Origin of the sequence: Halorubrum sp. Boch-26, from assembly GCF_029889805.1 — an archaeon.
Lineage (GTDB): Archaea > Halobacteriota > Halobacteria > Halobacteriales > Haloferacaceae > Halorubrum.
The window spans coordinates 1-15,877 of record NZ_JARANT010000064.1 but is presented as its reverse complement, the minus strand read 5'-3'; the positions used below and the strand labels follow the sequence as shown (position 1 = coordinate 15,877).

19 protein-coding genes, 1 other RNA gene and 1 pseudogene are annotated in these 15,877 nt (G+C 70.9%); 9 read left to right on the top strand and 12 right to left on the bottom strand.

Annotated features, from left to right (window positions below; genetic code table 11):
• Positions 1-754, bottom strand: a pseudogene (locus OQF71_RS10085) (DNA ligase); the annotation flags it as partial.
• 80 nt (positions 755-834) lie between these two features.
• On the opposite strand from OQF71_RS10085, the gene OQF71_RS10080 reads away from it, so the two are divergent.
• Entirely contained in the window at positions 835-2,403 is a 1,569-nt protein-coding gene (locus OQF71_RS10080; protein ID WP_280587459.1) for a hypothetical protein, read from the top strand.
• Between the two features lie 432 nt (positions 2,404-2,835).
• Here the strand turns inward: OQF71_RS10080 and ffs are convergent.
• Positions 2,836-3,147, bottom strand: an RNA gene (gene ffs / locus OQF71_RS10075) — signal recognition particle sRNA.
• A gap of 49 nt (positions 3,148-3,196) precedes the next feature.
• Positions 3,197-3,610, bottom strand: coding sequence for a hypothetical protein (locus tag OQF71_RS10070; RefSeq protein WP_280587458.1), 414 nt, complete (start codon positions 3,608-3,610; stop codon positions 3,197-3,199).
• Between the two features lie 257 nt (positions 3,611-3,867).
• Between OQF71_RS10070 and OQF71_RS10065 the strand changes: the two genes are divergently transcribed.
• Positions 3,868-4,326: a hypothetical protein gene (locus tag OQF71_RS10065; protein WP_280587457.1), complete on the top strand. Its 459-nt coding sequence runs from the start codon at positions 3,868-3,870 to the stop codon at positions 4,324-4,326.
• Positions 4,327-4,380: 54 nt separating this feature from the next.
• Here OQF71_RS10065 and OQF71_RS10060 read toward each other — a convergent pair whose 3' ends face one another.
• Both OQF71_RS10060 and OQF71_RS10055 read right to left on the bottom strand, forming a co-directional pair.
• Positions 4,381-5,406 carry an aldo/keto reductase gene (locus OQF71_RS10060; protein WP_280587456.1) on the bottom strand — a complete coding sequence of 342 codons (1,026 nt, stop codon included), beginning with the start codon at positions 5,404-5,406 and terminating at the stop codon, positions 4,381-4,383.
• 46 nt (positions 5,407-5,452) lie between these two features.
• A complete protein-coding gene (locus tag OQF71_RS10055; RefSeq protein WP_280587455.1) occupies positions 5,453-5,731 on the bottom strand; it encodes a ribonuclease P protein component 4 in 279 nt (92 codons plus the stop codon).
• Positions 5,732-5,864: 133 nt separating this feature from the next.
• On the opposite strand from OQF71_RS10055, the gene OQF71_RS10050 reads away from it, so the two are divergent.
• From OQF71_RS10050 to OQF71_RS10030, 5 genes are all read left to right on the top strand, one after another.
• Entirely contained in the window at positions 5,865-6,059 is a 195-nt protein-coding gene (locus OQF71_RS10050) for a methytransferase partner Trm112 (RefSeq protein ID WP_280587454.1), read from the top strand.
• Positions 6,060-6,107: 48 nt separating this feature from the next.
• Entirely contained in the window at positions 6,108-6,689 is a 582-nt protein-coding gene (locus tag OQF71_RS10045) for a hypothetical protein (RefSeq protein WP_280587453.1), read from the top strand.
• A gap of 152 nt (positions 6,690-6,841) precedes the next feature.
• Complete coding sequence (locus OQF71_RS10040) at positions 6,842-7,030, top strand: DUF1918 domain-containing protein (protein WP_280587452.1); 189 nt, start codon at positions 6,842-6,844, stop codon at positions 7,028-7,030.
• A gap of 21 nt (positions 7,031-7,051) precedes the next feature.
• Positions 7,052-7,504, top strand: a complete 453-nt coding sequence (locus OQF71_RS10035) for an RNA-binding protein (RefSeq protein ID WP_280587451.1) — start codon at positions 7,052-7,054, stop codon at positions 7,502-7,504.
• 75 nt (positions 7,505-7,579) lie between these two features.
• Complete coding sequence (locus tag OQF71_RS10030) at positions 7,580-9,022, top strand: FAD-dependent oxidoreductase (protein WP_280587449.1); 1,443 nt, start codon at positions 7,580-7,582, stop codon at positions 9,020-9,022.
• Between the two features lie 35 nt (positions 9,023-9,057).
• Here the strand turns inward: OQF71_RS10030 and OQF71_RS10025 are convergent, their stop codons facing one another.
• The 7 genes from OQF71_RS10025 to nth form a co-directional block, all read right to left on the bottom strand.
• Positions 9,058-9,594 carry a hypothetical protein gene (locus OQF71_RS10025; RefSeq protein ID WP_280587447.1) on the bottom strand — a complete coding sequence of 179 codons (537 nt, stop codon included), beginning with the start codon at positions 9,592-9,594 and terminating at the stop codon, positions 9,058-9,060.
• Positions 9,591-10,085 (bottom strand): phosphopantetheine adenylyltransferase, encoded by a 495-nt coding sequence (locus tag OQF71_RS10020; protein WP_280587444.1) that lies wholly within the window; start codon positions 10,083-10,085, stop codon positions 9,591-9,593. The genes OQF71_RS10025 and OQF71_RS10020 overlap by 4 nt, the downstream gene beginning before the upstream one ends.
• A 110-nt stretch (positions 10,086-10,195) precedes the next feature.
• A complete protein-coding gene (locus OQF71_RS10015; RefSeq protein ID WP_280587442.1) occupies positions 10,196-10,804 on the bottom strand; it encodes a winged helix-turn-helix domain-containing protein in 609 nt (202 codons plus the stop codon).
• Between the two features lie 127 nt (positions 10,805-10,931).
• Positions 10,932-12,011, bottom strand: coding sequence for a glutamate--cysteine ligase (locus tag OQF71_RS10010; protein WP_280587439.1), 1,080 nt, complete (start codon positions 12,009-12,011; stop codon positions 10,932-10,934).
• Positions 12,012-12,252: 241 nt separating this feature from the next.
• Complete coding sequence (locus tag OQF71_RS10005; protein WP_280587437.1) at positions 12,253-12,822, bottom strand: hypothetical protein; 570 nt, start codon at positions 12,820-12,822, stop codon at positions 12,253-12,255.
• Between the two features lie 135 nt (positions 12,823-12,957).
• Positions 12,958-13,515 (bottom strand): DoxX family protein, encoded by a 558-nt coding sequence (locus OQF71_RS10000; protein WP_280587436.1) that lies wholly within the window; start codon positions 13,513-13,515, stop codon positions 12,958-12,960.
• Between the two features lie 248 nt (positions 13,516-13,763).
• Positions 13,764-14,447, bottom strand: a complete 684-nt coding sequence (gene nth, locus OQF71_RS09995; RefSeq protein ID WP_280587434.1) for an endonuclease III — start codon at positions 14,445-14,447, stop codon at positions 13,764-13,766.
• 308 nt (positions 14,448-14,755) lie between these two features.
• Here nth and OQF71_RS09990 point away from each other — a divergent pair, with 308 nt between their 5' ends.
• Positions 14,756-15,304, top strand: coding sequence for a DUF2249 domain-containing protein (locus OQF71_RS09990; protein ID WP_280587432.1), 549 nt, complete (start codon positions 14,756-14,758; stop codon positions 15,302-15,304).
• Between the two features lie 86 nt (positions 15,305-15,390).
• Positions 15,391-15,675, top strand: a complete 285-nt coding sequence (locus OQF71_RS09985; RefSeq protein WP_280587430.1) for a transcriptional regulator — start codon at positions 15,391-15,393, stop codon at positions 15,673-15,675.
• Positions 15,676-15,877 lie beyond the last annotated feature (202 nt).

The window sequence follows — 15,877 nt, the reverse complement described above, 5'->3', positions numbered from 1 at the left end:
CTCCGAGCCCCTCCGCGCGGTGGCCGGCGAGCCCCTCGTCGCGCGCGAGCGTCGCGACGCGCCCGTAGTCGTTCGTCACCTGCAGCGCGCGCTCGACCGCCGCGACCGCCTCGTCGCCGGCGCGGAGTGCGGGCTCCTCGTCGCCGCTCTCGGCCGACTCCGGGGGCGGATCCCCGTCGTCGCCGTCGAGCGCTGGCGCCGCGAGGAACGCCTCGGCGACCGCGTCGCGGACGGTCCCCTCGCCGACGCCGATCCGCATCTCACCGAGCACCAGTCGCGCGAGGAACTTCGCCTCGGCGGGGTCACACCGGTTGAACAGGCCGAACAGCGTGTCGAGCTTGCGCGACTCGCTGCCGTCGCCAGAGGCGGCCGCCAGCTCCCGCAGCGCCGCGTCCAGCTCGGCGACGGTGAGCGCGTCGCGCCCCCGGCCGAAGGCGGCGAGCCCGCGCTGGCCGCCGAAGTCGAAGCCGGCGGCGACCGCGCCGATCTCGCCCGCCGACGCGAGCCGGTCCTCGACGTCGGCGGCGGTCACGTTCGGGCCCGCGGCGCGGGCGATGGCCTCTCGGCACAGCGCCGGGCCGATATCGAGCGTCCGGGTGTCGTGCGCCGGGAAGACGCGTCCGAGCAGAAAGCGGGTGACCGTCGCGAGGTCGTCGGCGTCGTCGAGCAAGTCGGCGACCGCGAGCGTCGTCCCGATGTCGCCGGGCTCGGCCGCGAGCCGGTCGGCCCGCGCGGCGAACGTGGCGAACTCCATGTTCGGGGTCGGCGATCGCCGGACAAAAGCGCGCCGATCAGCCGCAGCCCTTTTTACGAGGCCGACACGTCGACCGTCGCATGAGCACGGAGTCCGCCCTCGCAGACGGCGTCCGCGAGGCGCTCGCTGTCGACCCCGACGAGTTTGCTGCGCGTGCCCGAGAAGAGGCGGAGATCGTCAAACAGGAGCTCCGCGACGGCTCCTTCGATAATCAGCAGTCGATCGTCGGCTTCGAGTACGAGTTCTACGCGGTCGCCGACGGGCGCTGGAGCGAGGAGTCGCGGGCGGGCGAGTACGCCCTGATGCGCGTTCCGCGACGCCTCTTGGGGCTGATGGGCTTCGAGAAGGAGCTCGGCCTCCACAACGCCGAGATGTCCACGAGCCCGCAGCCGCTCTCCGACCACGGGCTCCGGGCGCAGCTCGAGGAGGTGCGGGCGCGGCTGGAGGCCGCGGAGAACACCGCCGGCGTCGAGGGGATGCGGCTCGTCTCCGACGGGCTCTGGACCATCCCCCCGACCGGCGAGACGGCCCGCGGCTACCTCACGGACAGCGTCGCCGTCGACGGCGTCACCGTCGCGGTCAACATGAGCGACGCGGTCCGCTACCACGCGATGGCGAACGGCGGCGCGGACGAACGGCGCGGGACGGTCATCGAGGCGCCGGGGGTGTCGCTCGCGGCGGACACCGTGATGCCGGAGAGCCTCATCACCTCGATACAGCCGCACTACCAGGTCGCGCAGGCCCGAACGCTCCCGCAGCACTTCCGGTACGCGCTCCGCATCGCGGGCCCGCTGCTCGCGCTCGGCGCCAACTCCCCCTTTTTCCCGCCGGAGCTGTACGACGACGGCTGGGACGGCGAGCGCGTCCTCGCCGAGGGGGCCACGGAGAACCGGATCCACGTGTTCGAGTCGGTGCTCAACGGGCTGACCGACGACGACAAGGTGCGGTTCCCGCGCGACGTCCACGACGTCGAGACCGCGATCGACCGGATCGTCGCCGACGAGACGCTCATCCCGATGCCGGAGCCCGAGGGGACCGACCGCTTCGACGACGCGTTCGCGACGTTCCGGACGAAACACGGCAGCTACTGGCGGTGGGTCCGCCCGGTCTTCGAGGGGGCGAGCCGGTCGAGCGCGAACGCCCGGATCGAGTTCCGCCCCATCGCGGCCCAGCCCACGGTCCGCGACTCGATCGCCTTTCAGGCGGCGTTCGCCGGGCTGATGGAGGCGCTCCCGCAGCGCGAACACCCGGTCATTCGGCTCGACTGGGAGACCGCCCGAGAGAACTTCTACGGCGCCGTCGCCGACGGGATCGACGCCGAGATCGAGTGGATCGGCCACAACGGCGAGACCACCACCGACACCGACGCCGTGTACGCGGACCTCCTCGACCACGCCGAGGCCGGGCTCCGGACCGCCGGCTGTCCCGAGGCGGAGGCGGCCTCGTGGCTCGCGCCGCTCCGGTGGCGCGTCGCCAACCGGACGACGCCCGCGAGCTGGAAGCAGGACCGGGTCCGCGCGCGCCTCGACGCCGGCGACGACTTCGAGACCGCGGTCCACGACACCCAACGCGAGTACATCGACCGGCAGTCCGAGACGCTCGTCGAGGGCGGCTTCTCCGCGTGGAAAGACAGCGGTGAGGCGGAGTAGCGCTTATAAATGCGGACGACTGAAGACCGCACCAACCGATCCGGCGCGTCCCGGCGAGCGGCCCCCCAGGCCGCGAGCCGCGAGGGACCGAAGGTCCCTCTGGCAGCCGGCGGCTCCGCCGCCGGCGATGACGGCGCGAGGGACGCGGTGAGCGCTCGGAGAGCGCGAACCGCGAGGCTGGGGAGGCGTGAGGTGCGGTGCTGTGCGGTAGGGCGGGACTCAAAGGGGCAGTCGCGAGGACGAAGCACGGCGACGGAAGCACCGCAGACCGCGAACGGAGTGAGCGGTCGAGGAGCGCACCGAGCCGCGCGAGTCGTCGCGGCTGGGGCTTTGGAAGTCTTCACTGGTGATCCGCTGTCAATTATTTATATATGAGCGCCCCCGTCGCCAATCGAGTATAGCTCGCGCTCACCGATTTAAAACGCGTATGAATGGCGGACAGGCGGGGTGGCCCGGCGTTCCGGCACGGGGTATCCCGGTTGCCTTCTCCACCCCGCGCCCCGACGAGCGACGGGCGTCCGGCGATGGGCTGCTCGCTTCCGCGCCTGACCCGGTGTCGCCGACGAACCGCGACGGACCGCTCCTGCGAGCGGGTGCCACGGACCGCTGTCCCCGGCGGACGAGGCTTCCACGTTGGCTCTCGGGGCCCGCGCCGGTCAGACCGGACGCGCCCGCTGTTCGGTCCCCGCTAAAGACTACCTCACGGGTGACGAGCGGGGCCTAACCGCCCGACCTAGTCCGTCTGACGATACTCGGGTCCGGCATAAGGGCCTTTCGTTCGTCGGCTCCCTCCTTACGACAACAGCGCCCGAGCGTACACCGCGGCGGAGAGCGGCACGGGGACGGACAGCGCGACGACGACGCGCGCGTGCCACACCAGCCAGAGGTGGTCGCGGAACACGGGGCTCGGATCGATCGCCGTTGCCCAGCTCGCCGCGCTCAGCGTGGTCGCGACCCCGAGTACGACCGCGACGCCGGCGAGCGTCCCCGGGTCGAGGTTCCCCCGCTCGATCGAGGCGACGACGACCGCGCTCAACAGCGCGAACAGCGCGATCCCGGCGGCGCCGACGACCCCGGACGCGTAGTAGTCGGCGAGCTGTGACGCGTACTCCGGCCCCGAGATGAGCGCGTACGGGGCCCCGAGCACGAGTACGGTGGCGACGGCGGCGGCGATCCCCGCCCGGCGCGAGACGTCGCGGAAGTCCATACGCTCAGGTCGGTCCGGGATCGCGGTAAAAGGACCGGATCGGCGCCGGGAGTCGCGGCGGCGCGCGCTTCGCTCGGGCCGACCGCACTGCGCCGCACCGCGCCGCGCCGCGCCGCACCGCGCCGACCGCGCCGCACCGCGCCGATCGCGCCGACCGCGCCGATCGTGCCGATCGCGCCGACCGCGCCGACCGCGCCGCCACCGCACCGCCGGCCGACCCCCGTACCGTTTTGGGGCGGCGGCGCGGAGTGAGGGGTATGACCCTCGACGTCGACCCGCCAGAGCCGCCCGAGCTCGCCGCCGTGGACCCCAACGAGTACGAGGACGCGGAGGTCGCCGGCGGCGAGTACCGCCGCGACGACTTGGAGGCGCTCCTCCGGGAGGGAGCGTGGGAGGAGGCGTTCGCGGAGTGGACCGCCGGAAGCGACATGGACGAGGCCGACTGGGAGATCGCCGTCGACCTCGGGCTCGTCTCCCGGTTCGACTTCTTCTGGGACGACTTCGCCGACCGCGTCGGCTACCACGCGCCCGGGCTGCCGGAAGACTGGAAGGTGCGCGACCTCCACCCCGACCTCGACTCGTGGGGGACCGTCTCCGCGATCAACGCGGGGCTCACGGAGCTCGGCCAGATCGTCTGCGAGACGCTCAAGGAGGAGTACATCGACTGGGAGGCCGACTTCGAGGCGCCCGACGATCTACCCGACTTCGAGGAGTAGCGCGGGGCGTTCGCGGCGCGCGGTGCCCGTCGCACCCGCACCGCACCCGCCCGCTTAGTGCCCCCAGAGCGTCCCGTCCGGGGCGTACCGCGCGTCCATGATCCGGTCCCACTGCTCGTCCGAGAGCTCTCGGTCGGTCGCGGCGACGTTCTCGGCCAGCTGGTCGGTCGTCCGCGCGCCGACGATAGGGACGCAGGTGAACTCGTCCCACGCGGTGAGCCACGCGAGCGCGACCTGTGCGGGCGTCGCGTCGAGCTCGTCGGCGACTTCCCGCACCGCGTCGAGCACTCTCCAGCCGCGCTCGGAGAGGTAGAAGCGCTCGAACCGGTCGTCGAAGCTCGCCCGCGAGCCGTCCGGCGCGATCACCTTCTCGGGGTCGTCCGGGTCGGCGCGCTCGTACTTCCCGGTGAGGAACCCGCCCGCGAGCGGTGAGTACGGACAGGCGGCGAGATCTTGGTCGATGCAGACGTCGAGGTACTCGCTCACGTCCTCGTAGTAGCCCGCGTGGTGGAGCGGCTGGACCACGTCGAACCGGGCGTAGTCGTTGGCGTCGGCGGTCCACAGCGCCTTCGTCAGCTGCCACGCCGCCATCGTCGACGCGCCGAGGTAGTGCACTTTCCCCTCCGAGACGAGCTCGTCGAGGACGCGCATCGTCTCCTCGATGGGGGTCTCCTCGTCCCAGCGATGGATGTAGTAGATGTCGAGGTAGTCGGTGTCGAGCCGGTCGAGGGTCCCCTCGACCTGCGCGCGAACGTGCTTGCGCCCGAGCCCGGAGTCGTTGGGGCCGGGCTCGCCGCGCCCGTCGAACGGGAAGTACACCTTCGAGGCGACCACGTAGTCCTCGCGGTCGCGCTCCGCGAGCCACTCGCCGACGTACTCCTCGCTCGTCCCGTTCGGGCTGCCGTACACGTTGGCGGTGTCGATGAAGTTGATCCCGTGGTCCGCGGCCGCGTCGAGCAGCTCGGGGGCCTCCTCGCGGCCCGTCTCGACGACGCCGTTCGTCTCCCGCCCGAACCGCCACGTCCCGAAGCAGAGCTCCGAGACGCTGAGTCCCGTGTTGCCGAGCCGTCGGTAGTCCATACCGACCCCCTCTCGTCGGCGACTGATAAAGCGTTGTGGCCCCGAGTCAGTCGAACGGGTATCGCGCGGTCGACCCGCACTCGCGGCAGCGCACGACGACGCGCCCCGGTCTGAGCCGGACGCGACTCGTCTTTCCCGGTCGGAGGTACACGTCGCAGTCGTCGCAGGTCCGCCGTGAGAACTCGGGCGGGAGGCCGCAGCGGTTCCGCTCCGCGATCCGGCGCGCGAGCGCGACGTACTCCCGAGAGCGGTCGTACTCGCCGTCGACGACCGCCTCGCGGGCGAGCGTCGACAGGCGCTCGATCCGTTCCGACGGGATCCCCATGTCTCGCCGGGCGTGACGGACCGGCAAAGTCGTTGCCATCGGCGGTCGGGCCCTCATGGTGAGACGCCGGCCGCGATCGCTTCGACGTACCGGACCCGCACGCTTTTTTACCGGCGCGCGCGAACTGCGAGGCATGAAAGAGTCCCTGATGGACGTCGTCTGCTGCCCGCTCGACAAGGCCGACCTCGAACTCGACGTCGACGACCGGGACGAGGAGGAGATCCTCGCCGGCACGCTCACCTGCGCCGAGTGCGGAGAGACGTACCCCATCGAGGACGGGATCCCGAACCTACTCCCGCCGGACATGCGGGAGGAGGCGACGGCGTAATCCGAATCGTACTGCATCTTTTTTTAGTGTGAGTTCGTCGACCCGCATGTGCCGACACTCTCCGTCGAACTGAACGGGGACGCCGTTCACTCGATCCGGGCTCCGGACCGGTTCGAGGCGACCGGTCCCTTCTCGATCGCCCTCGAGAACCGCGGTCGGTCGACGCACGTCCACCTGCACTTCGACGACGAACTCGATCGGGCCCTCTCGATCGCCGAGACGAACCACTTCGTCGACGACGAGTCGACCAGACGGGTTCACGTCACCGCCGACGATGTCGACGCGCCGATCACGGGGAAGCTGAAGGTCGTCACCGGCTACGGTTCGAACGCTCGGTACGTCGATGTCAGGCTCGATCCGCCGCCGGACACCGCCCCCGACGAGGTCGCCGTCGACGAGACGTTCACGAAGCCGCCGGAGCGGCCGCCGGACCCCCCGACTCGGCAGCGCGTCGCGAACGCGATCGCCGGCCTCGTTGAGCGGGGCGGACTGCCGGGGGCCGTCCTCGGCTTTCTCGCCGTCGCCGCCGGCGTCGCGATCGCGTTCGCGATCGACAGCGTGATCGTCTCGATCGCGGTCGGCGTCGTCCTGACGGTGTCGATCGCGGCCGTGCTGCTCGCGGCCGCGTGACCGTCGGCGGTGCGACGCGCGGATCCGGTCCGTCGCCCCGACCCGAGAGCAATCCGTCGCCCCGATCCGGGGGCGGTCCGTCGCCCCGACCCGGGGGCGGTCCAGCGCTCCGGATCCGCGCGCTTTTAAGCGTCCCACCGGAACGAAACGCCATGAGCTTCGAGAAGGAAGACGAGGTCGTGCTCCACGACAAGCACAGCGAGTACGACGGCGAGGCGGGCACGATCACGCAGGTGATGGAGACGATGTTCGGCGACGCGACCTACACGGTCAGCTTCGAGGACGGCCAGGAGACGGGCGTCCCCGAGGACGCGCTCGACGCCGTCGAGAGCGAGGAGTAACCGACCCTTTTCCCGACCCGCATGGCCAAAGTCCCCTTCCACTACGTCGACCTTCGGGCGTTCTCGTACGCCACCGAAGACGAGAAGCGGGTCGAAGACGCCCTCCGCAGATTCCTGCCCGAGGACGCCGAGATCGACCGCGTCGAGAACGTCGGACACCACGGCGACCGGATCGTCGTCCTCTCCGCGCGGATCGAGAACGCCGACGGGATGCGCCACGTGCTCGACGCCCTCGCCGACCTCGACGACGTCGACCGCGTGATCGACGAGCTCGACCAGCGGGTCGACGACAACTGCGCGCTGTTCCTCCGCGTCGACAAGCAGGCCGCGTTCCGCGGCGAGGTCCGTCTCGGCCCCGGAATCACCGTCCGCGCGAAGGTGGAGGCGTACCCGGCGAAGCAGGAGGCGGCCGTCGAGAACGCCCGCGAGACGCTGTCGCGGCTGGCCGACTCGGACGCCGCCGACGGTAGATAAACAGCGACTCCGGGCCGGGCGTCCGCCCCGCACCGGCGACGTGCCTTTTTATACGACCCCGCCGTCGTCGCGTTCATGAGCGATCCGTTCGTCGTGGTCGGCGCCGACGCCGCCGGACTGAGCGCGGCCAGCAAATTCCGTCGCGAGGCCCCCGACCGCGAGGTCGTCGTCTTCGAGAGGGGGCGATGGATCTCGTACGCCTACTGCGGGATGCCGTACTTCATCGAGGGACGCGTCGAGCGCATGTCGAACCTCCTCTCGCTGTCTCCGAGCGAGGTCGACGAGCGCGGGATCGACCTCCGGCGCGGCCACGAGGTCGTCGCGGTCGACCCGGACGGAACAACCGTCACCGTCGAGACCGCCGACGGCGACTCGTTCGCGCAGCCGTACGACGACCTCCTCGTCGCGACCGGCGGGCGCGCGACGACCGGTCGGTTCGACGTGCGCGGGCTCGACGGCGCGTTCACTCTCCACGATATGGACGCCGCGGCCGCGATCGACGCGTACATCGCCGAGCCCGACGCGTACGACCCGAACCGCGCCGACGTGAGCGCGGTCGACCGCGAGCGCGTCGATCGCAACGCCGCCATGCCGGCCCCCGAGACGGCGGCGATCGTCGGCGGCGGCTACGTCGGCGTCGAGATGGCCGAGGCGCTCGTCGGGCGCGGGCTCGACGTCCACCTGTTCCACCGCTCCGCGCACCTCCTCTCGGACTTCGGCGAGGCGGTCGGCGAGCGCGTCGCGACCGAGTTGGAGGCGAATGGCGTGACGGTCCACACGAACGCTCCCGTCGAGGAGCTGGTCGGCGACGGTCGGCTGAGGGGGATCGCCTTCGGCGGCGCGGACGGCTCCGAGACGCTCCCCGTCGACATGGCGATCGTCGGCGTCGGAATCCGTCCGAACACGGAGCTCCTCGACGGGACCGGCGTCGAGCTCGGCGAGGGCGGCGCGATCGCGACCGACGACCACGGCCGGACGAACCTTCCGGACGTGTACGCCGCCGGCGACTGCGCGACCGCGAGACACGCCGTGACCGGCGAGCCGGCGTGGATGCCGCTCGGTCTCACCGCGAACCGCGCCGGGCGGGCGATCGGCGCCACCGTCGCGGGCGACCCCTCCCCCGTGGGCGACATCGCGGGCACCGCGGCCGTGAAGGCGTTCGAGATGGAGGCCGGCCGCGTCGGTCTCGTCGAGGACGAGGCGGCCCGCGATGCCGGCTTCGACCCGGTCAGCGAGACGGTGACCGCCGGCTCCCGATCTGGCTACTACCCGGGCGCGGCGCCGACCGACGTGACGCTCGTCGCCGACCGCGACTCCGGGCGCCTGATCGGAGGGACCGTCGTCGGGCCAGACCGCGCCGCGATCCGGATCGACACGCTCGCGACCGCGCTGGAGGCGGACATGACCGTCCCGGAGGTCGAGCGGCTCGACCTGGCGTACGCGCCGCCCTTCAGCCCTGTGTGGGACCCGATCCTCGTCGCGGCGAAGGTGCTCAACGGCACGCTCGACGGGGAGTGACGGTCTGAATCGGCCGCTCGCATCCGCGGTTCGCGTTAGTCGCTCGGATCCGCGGTTCCATCCGCGGTCGAGGCGGCAGCGGCGGGCTCGCTTTCCCCCCCGTCGCCGTCGCCCACGACCCCACCGATCGCGTAGCCTGCGAGTCCGACCGCGACCGCGGCCGCGAGGGCGACCCCGAGCGGTTCGGCGACCGTGACCGCGAAGGAGCGCGGCCCGGTGAGGTCGATCGCGTACGGTGTCGGCCCGATCGCCCGCAGGAGCGCGGCCGCGAGGGGACCGTACGCGAGCAGGACCGCGGGGAGCGCGCCGGCGCCGACCGCGGCGAACGCGACCGTGCCGACGGCGGTTAGCACCGCGAGGACCGCGGCGACCGGCGCGCCGACGCCGGAGGGCGGGATCGATCCCGCGGAGGCGGCGGGAGTCACCCCCGCGATCGCCCCGACGAGCGCGGCCGCGTCGAAGGCGACGTACGAGACAGCGAAGCCGACCGCGCTCCAGACGGCCGCGCGCTCGAACCCCGTCTCTCCGAGGGCGACGCGGACGAGGCGCCCGGGGTCGTCGTCCGCCGTCATTCCGGGCGAGTCGCGCCGCGACCTTCGCGGCCGGGCGTGAGGTTTCCGTGCTCGTCGATCTCGCCCGCGACGATTCGCGTCGACGAGATGCGCTCGCCGTCCTCGGCCGTCACGTGGCCGACGACGACCAGATCGAGGGGATCGTGGCCGTGCTCGCGGCGAATATCGTTGATCCGTTCGCCGCCCGCCTTCGTCTCGGGTGAAACGATGAGGGCGTCGAACTCGGGCTCGACGGCGATGCCGGTCGGTTCGGTGAGCTCGCGGACCGCGAACTCGCGGTCGTGCTCCTCGGCCCGTGGCTCCAGCTCGACCTCCAGATCGCGCTTGCGACGGTCGTACGGGCGGACGTAGCGCTCGACGTGTCGGGTCTCCGGCGCGAGCTCGTCGGACGTGAGGCCGACGGTGACGTCCCCCAACTCGAACGCCCGTTCGAACAGCTTCCGGTGGCCGTCGTGAACGGGGTCGAACGTGCCACCAAGCGCGACGTTCATGTCCATCGGTTGCGCGGGCGGAACTTAAATTGTCCCGAAGCCGGAACCGCCCGCCCGCCGGACCCGCTGACGCCGAGAGCCGGCCGCGCCCGTCGTGCGCCGGGTCGGCGCTATCGGTCCTCGGTATCGCTCTCGTCGGTCCCATCGCCGTCCCCGCTCTCGGCGTCCTCGCTCTCGGCGTCGCCGACGGAGATCTGAACCGGCTCCGCGTCGCCGGCGGGGGACTCGCCGCCGAGCCGGCGGTCGAGGTTGAAGACGGCGTTCAGCTCGCGCTGGACGTCGCCGACGACGCCTCGGACCAGCTCGCTCGGCGCGATCGCCTCGTACTCGTAGGGGTTGTTGCCGGCGCCGCTCGCCTCGCGCTTGTCGCGCTCGACCGTCTCCTCGTCGTGGAGCTCCGCGAGCGCCTCGCGGACCGTGCTCGGGTAGAGCCCGGTGCCGTCGGCGACCTCGTCGCTCGTGCTGTTCGGGTTGTCGCGCAGGTAGACGTAGATCCGGGCGCGAGTCTCGGTGTCGAGGAGCCACGCCAGCAGGTCGACGACGTTGTCGTCGAACCCCTTGACCGCCTTGTCGGCGCCCTCGCCGAGCCGCGCTTTCGTCTTGCGGAGCTCCTCGCGGGTCCGCTCGGTCGGCGACTCGTCTCCTCCCTCCGCCGCTCCGAGGGCGACGCCGTCGTCGGAATCGGCCACGGGGTCGTCGTCGAACTCGTCGCTCGTCATGTCCGAGTCTGAGGTCCGCGCGCCCAAAAGCGTTTCTCGTCGCTTCTGTTCCGACGGAACTCGGGCCGCGATCCGGAGGCGGCGCTTCGGGCGGGTCCGGCCGGTCGGCCGTCCTCGCTCCTGCCCGCTACGGCGCTAGGATCAGATCTGCACACAGCGCGTCGAGCCCGGACTCCTCGCGGAGCCGCCGCTGACGCTCGGAGCCGCTCTCGGCGTCGTACACCGCGCGGATTCCGTCGATCCCGAGCCGGTCGCACTCGCGGTCGACGACCTCGCCGAGCGAGAGCGTCTCCTCGCCGCTCCGGGCGACGAACGACGCGTCGTGGCCGTGCCGGATCGCGCGCCACTTGTTCTCGTCCAGCAGTTCGCGGCGGAGCGGCGGCGCGGACTCGCCGTCTTCGTAGCGCGCCGCGTAGTCGGCAACGAGCGCGTGGACGTACTCGACGAAGGCGAGGGTGACCGCGGGGTCGCGCTGGGCGTCGGGCGCGCGCACCTCGACCGTGCCGTGGCCGGTGTGCGGGCGGACGTCGAACCAGAGCTCGCCGCGGTCGGCGATGGAGCCCTGTTCGACCATCCGGCGCTCGTAGCGCTGGAAGGCGTCGAAGTCGTCGAACGCGGAGGGGATCCCCGTGTTCGGGAGGTTCTCGAAGACCTTCGCGCGGGCCGACGCGAGCCCGGTGTCGAAGCCGTTCCAGAACGGGGAGTTCGCGGACAAGGCGAGCAGGACCGGGCAGTGCCACCGGAGCCGATTGGCGATCCACACGGCCTTGTCCGCGTCGTCGACGCCGACGTGGACGTGGAGGCCGGCCGTGACGTTGCGGTGTTGCGGATACTGAATTCGGTCGAGCTGCGATTTATACCGCGGCTTCTCGACGTGGTCCAGCTCGCGCCACTTCGCCGCCGGGTGGAGCCCCGCGGCGGCGATCCGGTAGCCGTCAGCGGCGGCGTGTTCGACGAGCGCTTCTCGCACCGTCGCGAGGGCGTCCTCGGCGTCGGCGGGGTCCTCGATCAGCTCCGTCTGCGCCTCGATGGTGCACTGGAACAGCTCGTGATCGAACCCCTCGGGCACCGCGCTCGGCGGGTCCCGACCGTAGACGAGGTCGTCGGTTCCGGACGTCGGGCGACCGTCGGCATCCACGATGTAGAACTCCTCCTCGATGCCGAGCGTTCCCATCCGGGCGAACGCGTCCCGCGAACCGAGATCCATTACCCCTCCGTTCCGCCCCCGCGTTCTTATATGAATTGGAACCCGAAACGACGCGCCGGTGTCGTCGTCAGACACGGACCGTGCCGTGAGTCCGCACCGCGGGCACGCTCACAGGCCGGACCGGCGCGCCGACCACGGCGGGTGCTCGGGTCCGACGACACCGTATCGAGGGTGGGCCAACGCCGCGTTCGGCACCGTCCGCCGCGACTTCACGCGCGACGGGTCTCGCCGACGGGATCCGTTAGTTCTCGGGCAGGATGTCACCGACAGAGGCACCGACGCTCATCACGATGGCGATCAGGAGCGTCTGTCCGCCCGCGACCAGTGGCTCGCTCCATGAGACCCGGCCCCACCCGGTCATCAGCGCGACGGCCAACCCCCCCGCGATGGTGACTATCGCGACGGGGCGGAGGGGGACGACCCCGAAGATTCGGTCTTCGACGACGCGTTCGAATTCGCCGGCGCGCAGTATTCCGAAGACGACTGCCACGCCGAACAGGAGCGTGAAGACGAGCGCCGGCGGACGCTCGGCGATGAAGCGACCGATCTCGAGCGCGCCGTCCTCGACGACCATCGGCATCCCGAAGACGAAACTTCCCACCAGCGCTTCGCCGGCGTCACGGGAACCGAACTGCGTCTGAAACCGGCCGATGACGCCTTTGGGACGGACCTTCCGCGCGGTTCGCATGGTCTCGTGAACCTGTCGTAACTCCTCCTCTCGGTCGACGAGCTCCTCGAGTTCGTCCAGTTCGGTCAGCACGTCACCGATGTCCGCGTCCCGATCGGTCCGAGGAGAGTCAGTACGGGCCATTCCGTCGTACCGTCTGCCCCTCGAGGTAAGGTCCTACCTATTACGCGGTCGGCGTCCGCTGGACGCGGTGTCGACGCTCGAAAACGAGCCGGCAGCGGGCCGTTGCGCACCCGATACGCTCCGCGTCGCCTCTGTTCAGCCGAGGACGTAGCGCAGCGCCGGGACCCTCTCGGTCAGCGCCTCGCCGCCGACCTCCAGCTTCTCGATGTAGGCGTCCAGTCCGAGGACCCGACCCGCGCCGAACGCCGCGACCGTGAGGAACACGACCGCGTACACCAGCGTCGAGTCGAACAGCGCGAGCGCGTCGCCGCTCCACCCGCCGAGGTAGAACAGCGCCATCTGCATCGCGCCGCCGAGCGCGGCCAGCCGGACGAACGCGCCCAGGATGAGCGCCGTCCCGATGAGCAGCTGCGTCGCGGGCACGAAGACGTTCGCGAACTCGACGAACCACGGCGTCGAGCCCATCGCGGCGTACAGTCCGCTGACCGGACTCGCCGCGTCCACGCCGTGAACGAGGTAGCCGCTCGCGTCGAACGCCTCGCCGGTCGCCTTTCCGAGCCCCGCGAACAGGATCATCCCGCCGATCGTCGCCCGGAGCATGACGATGAACAGCGCCGACAGCGAGTGCGCCTTCCCCAGTAGCGTGATCCCGCCGACTTCCCCGCCGAACTCGTTCGTGGTTTTTGTGGACATTGTGTCTCTCCTCACTTGCGAGTACGACCGGCATGGGGATAAACTCGGAAGCGAGTTCCCTCTCGGATAGAAGAAATCGACGGAGTCCCCCGATCGGGTGGGTCTTTATATAGCCGAGCCGAACGCGACGCCGTCCTCTGCCGATCGCACGGTCCGGCGGATCCCGCCGTTTCTCCCCGCTCACCACGCCTCGCCGCTCACCACGCCTCGCCGCTCACCACGCCTCGCCGCTCACCACGCCTCCCCGCTCACCACGCCTCCCCGCTCGCTAAGTCAACGCCGCCGTCGCCCTTCTCCGAGGGGCAGACGTCCGCGAGCACGCAGTCGGCGCAGTCCGGGTTGATCGCGGTGCAGGTGGCGCGCCCGTGGTCGATCATGAGGTGCGTGAACTGCTGCCAGTCGCTCTCGGGGACGACGTCGAGGAGGTCCCGCTCGATGGCCTCCGGGCGCTCCTCCTCGGTGATACCGAGCCGCCGGGTGAGCCGCTGGACGTGGGTGTCGACGACGATCCCCTCGACGACGTCGTGGCCGTGCTGGAGGACGACGTTGGCGGTCTTCCGGCCCACCCCGGCCAGGTCGGTCAGCTCGGACATCGTGTCGGGCACCTCGCCGTCGTGTTTCTCGGCGATGTCCGCGCACGCCGAGCGGATGTACTTCGCCTTGTTGTTGTAGTAGGTGATCGAGTCGATCGCCTCGGCCATCTCCTCTTGGGGCGCGTTCGCGTACTCCTCGGGCGTCTCGTACGTCTCGAAGAGGTCGGCGCACACAGCGTTCACGCGCTCGTCGGTACACTGCGCGGAGAGGATCACGGCGATGAGCAGCTCCAGCCGGTTCGAGTAGTTCAGCGAGATGGTCGAGTCCGGGTACTCCTCGTACAGCCGGTCGAGGACCTCCGCGACCTGCTCTTCCCGCGGCTCCAGTGACGTGCCCATGGGGATCCCTCCGGGCGGTCGACATTGAACGATCCGGAACCGGCGCGGTGCTCTCCGTAGTTGGGCCCGCGGTGACGAGCCACGGTTGCGGTCGCCGCTGCCGACGCGACCCGTCTGTGACTCGGCGACGCTCCCGACCGACACCGCTCCGGGCGACCGCCGTCGCGTTCGAGCGCGGCGGCGCGGTCGGCCTCCGGATCGATTCCGAGGTGAGCGGCGCGACCGCAAAGCGAGCGCGATCGCGTGGCCGCCGCTGGCCGAACGTGTTCGTGACATCGCACATAGCTCTCGCGCGGGATCCGAAGCGTATGACCGAACTCGACGTGCGAGAACTTCCCCCGAGCGAGCGACACGGCCGAATCCGCGGCGCCTTCGAGGCGTTGGAGCCGGGCGAGACGCTGACGATCGTCAACGACCACGACCCGAAACCGCTGTACCACGAGATGGCGGCCGAGGTGTCCGCGTTCGACGCGGACGGCTACGCGGTAGAGCGGGCGGGACCCTCTCGGTTCGTCGCCGAGTTGCCGAAATCCGAGGGAGACGACGCCGCTCGGGCCGACCGAGTTCGGATCGCTGAGTTGGACGGCGAACCCCACGCGGACGCGTTCCCCGGGCGAGAGCCGAAGAGTATCCGGCTGTCGCTGGAGGCGGGCGAGCGCGTGCCCGAACACGAGCACCCGGACCGGACCGTGCTGTTCCACGTGCTGGAGGGCGCGATAGACGTCGCCCTCGACGGCGACCCCCGCCGAGTCGAGGCCGGAGAGATCCTCCGGTTCGAGGGGGAGTCGGCGATCGAACCGACCGCGCGCGAGGACAGCGTCGCGCTGGTAGTGCTGTCGCCGCGGTCCGCGGAGTGAGAAGACGTGCGGGAGCGTGAGCGCGGACGCGACGGGTGCAAGAGCTCCGCCGTCGCCGTTTTATCTCCCGCCCTCGAACGCCCGCTATGGAGACGACGCGCCAACAGATCGCCGCGACCCTCCGCGAGGAGCCGTCGACCGCGAGCGACCTCGGTGAGTCGCTGTCGCTGCCGACGCCGGTCGTGTACGAGCACCTGGAGCACGTTTCGCGGTCGGTCGCCGACGACGGCGCCGACGAACAGCTTCTGGTCGCGCCGCCCGAATGCCGCGACTGCGGCTTCGACGGCTTCGACGACCCGATCAACGAGCCGTCGCGGTGTCCGGAGTGCAAAAGCGAGCGGATCGGGGAGCCGGCGTTCGTGATTCGGTAGGCGTCTGTTTTAATCACGCGCGCCGAGACGCTCGAGACATGACGACCGCCCTCCCGGATCCGCTCGCCGACGATCCGCGGCTCTTCGTCCCGTCGAACGTCGCCGTCTGGGTCGTGATCGGGGTGATCGTCGGCGCGGTCTCGTTCGATCAGGGGATCCTCAGGTCGGCGATTCCGGCCGCCGTCGGCGGCGTCACGTCGGG

Coding starts and splice junctions, on each gene's coding strand:
- OQF71_RS10025 (WP_280587447.1), bottom strand. CDS start 9,594: ATGACGGCGGACGACGACCCCGGGCGCCTCGTCCGCGTCGCCCTCGGA.
- OQF71_RS10020 (WP_280587444.1), bottom strand. CDS start 10,085: ATGAACGTCGCGCTTGGTGGCACGTTCGACCCCGTTCACGACGGCCAC.
- OQF71_RS09990 (WP_280587432.1), top strand. CDS start 14,756: ATGACCGAACTCGACGTGCGAGAACTTCCCCCGAGCGAGCGACACGGC.
- OQF71_RS10055 (WP_280587455.1), bottom strand. CDS start 5,731: ATGGGGATCCCGTCGGAACGGATCGAGCGCCTGTCGACGCTCGCCCGC.
- OQF71_RS10050 (WP_280587454.1), top strand. CDS start 5,865: ATGAAAGAGTCCCTGATGGACGTCGTCTGCTGCCCGCTCGACAAGGCC.
- OQF71_RS10080 (WP_280587459.1), top strand. CDS start 835: ATGAGCACGGAGTCCGCCCTCGCAGACGGCGTCCGCGAGGCGCTCGCT.
- OQF71_RS10010 (WP_280587439.1), bottom strand. CDS start 12,011: ATGGATCTCGGTTCGCGGGACGCGTTCGCCCGGATGGGAACGCTCGGC.
- OQF71_RS10000 (WP_280587436.1), bottom strand. CDS start 13,515: ATGTCCACAAAAACCACGAACGAGTTCGGCGGGGAAGTCGGCGGGATC.
- nth (WP_280587434.1), bottom strand. CDS start 14,447: ATGGGCACGTCACTGGAGCCGCGGGAAGAGCAGGTCGCGGAGGTCCTC.
- OQF71_RS10065 (WP_280587457.1), top strand. CDS start 3,868: ATGACCCTCGACGTCGACCCGCCAGAGCCGCCCGAGCTCGCCGCCGTG.
- OQF71_RS10015 (WP_280587442.1), bottom strand. CDS start 10,804: ATGACGAGCGACGAGTTCGACGACGACCCCGTGGCCGATTCCGACGAC.
- OQF71_RS10070 (WP_280587458.1), bottom strand. CDS start 3,610: ATGGACTTCCGCGACGTCTCGCGCCGGGCGGGGATCGCCGCCGCCGTC.
- OQF71_RS10005 (WP_280587437.1), bottom strand. CDS start 12,822: ATGGCCCGTACTGACTCTCCTCGGACCGATCGGGACGCGGACATCGGT.
- OQF71_RS10030 (WP_280587449.1), top strand. CDS start 7,580: ATGAGCGATCCGTTCGTCGTGGTCGGCGCCGACGCCGCCGGACTGAGC.
- OQF71_RS10035 (WP_280587451.1), top strand. CDS start 7,052: ATGGCCAAAGTCCCCTTCCACTACGTCGACCTTCGGGCGTTCTCGTAC.
- OQF71_RS10040 (WP_280587452.1), top strand. CDS start 6,842: ATGAGCTTCGAGAAGGAAGACGAGGTCGTGCTCCACGACAAGCACAGC.
- OQF71_RS09985 (WP_280587430.1), top strand. CDS start 15,391: ATGGAGACGACGCGCCAACAGATCGCCGCGACCCTCCGCGAGGAGCCG.
- OQF71_RS10060 (WP_280587456.1), bottom strand. CDS start 5,406: ATGGACTACCGACGGCTCGGCAACACGGGACTCAGCGTCTCGGAGCTC.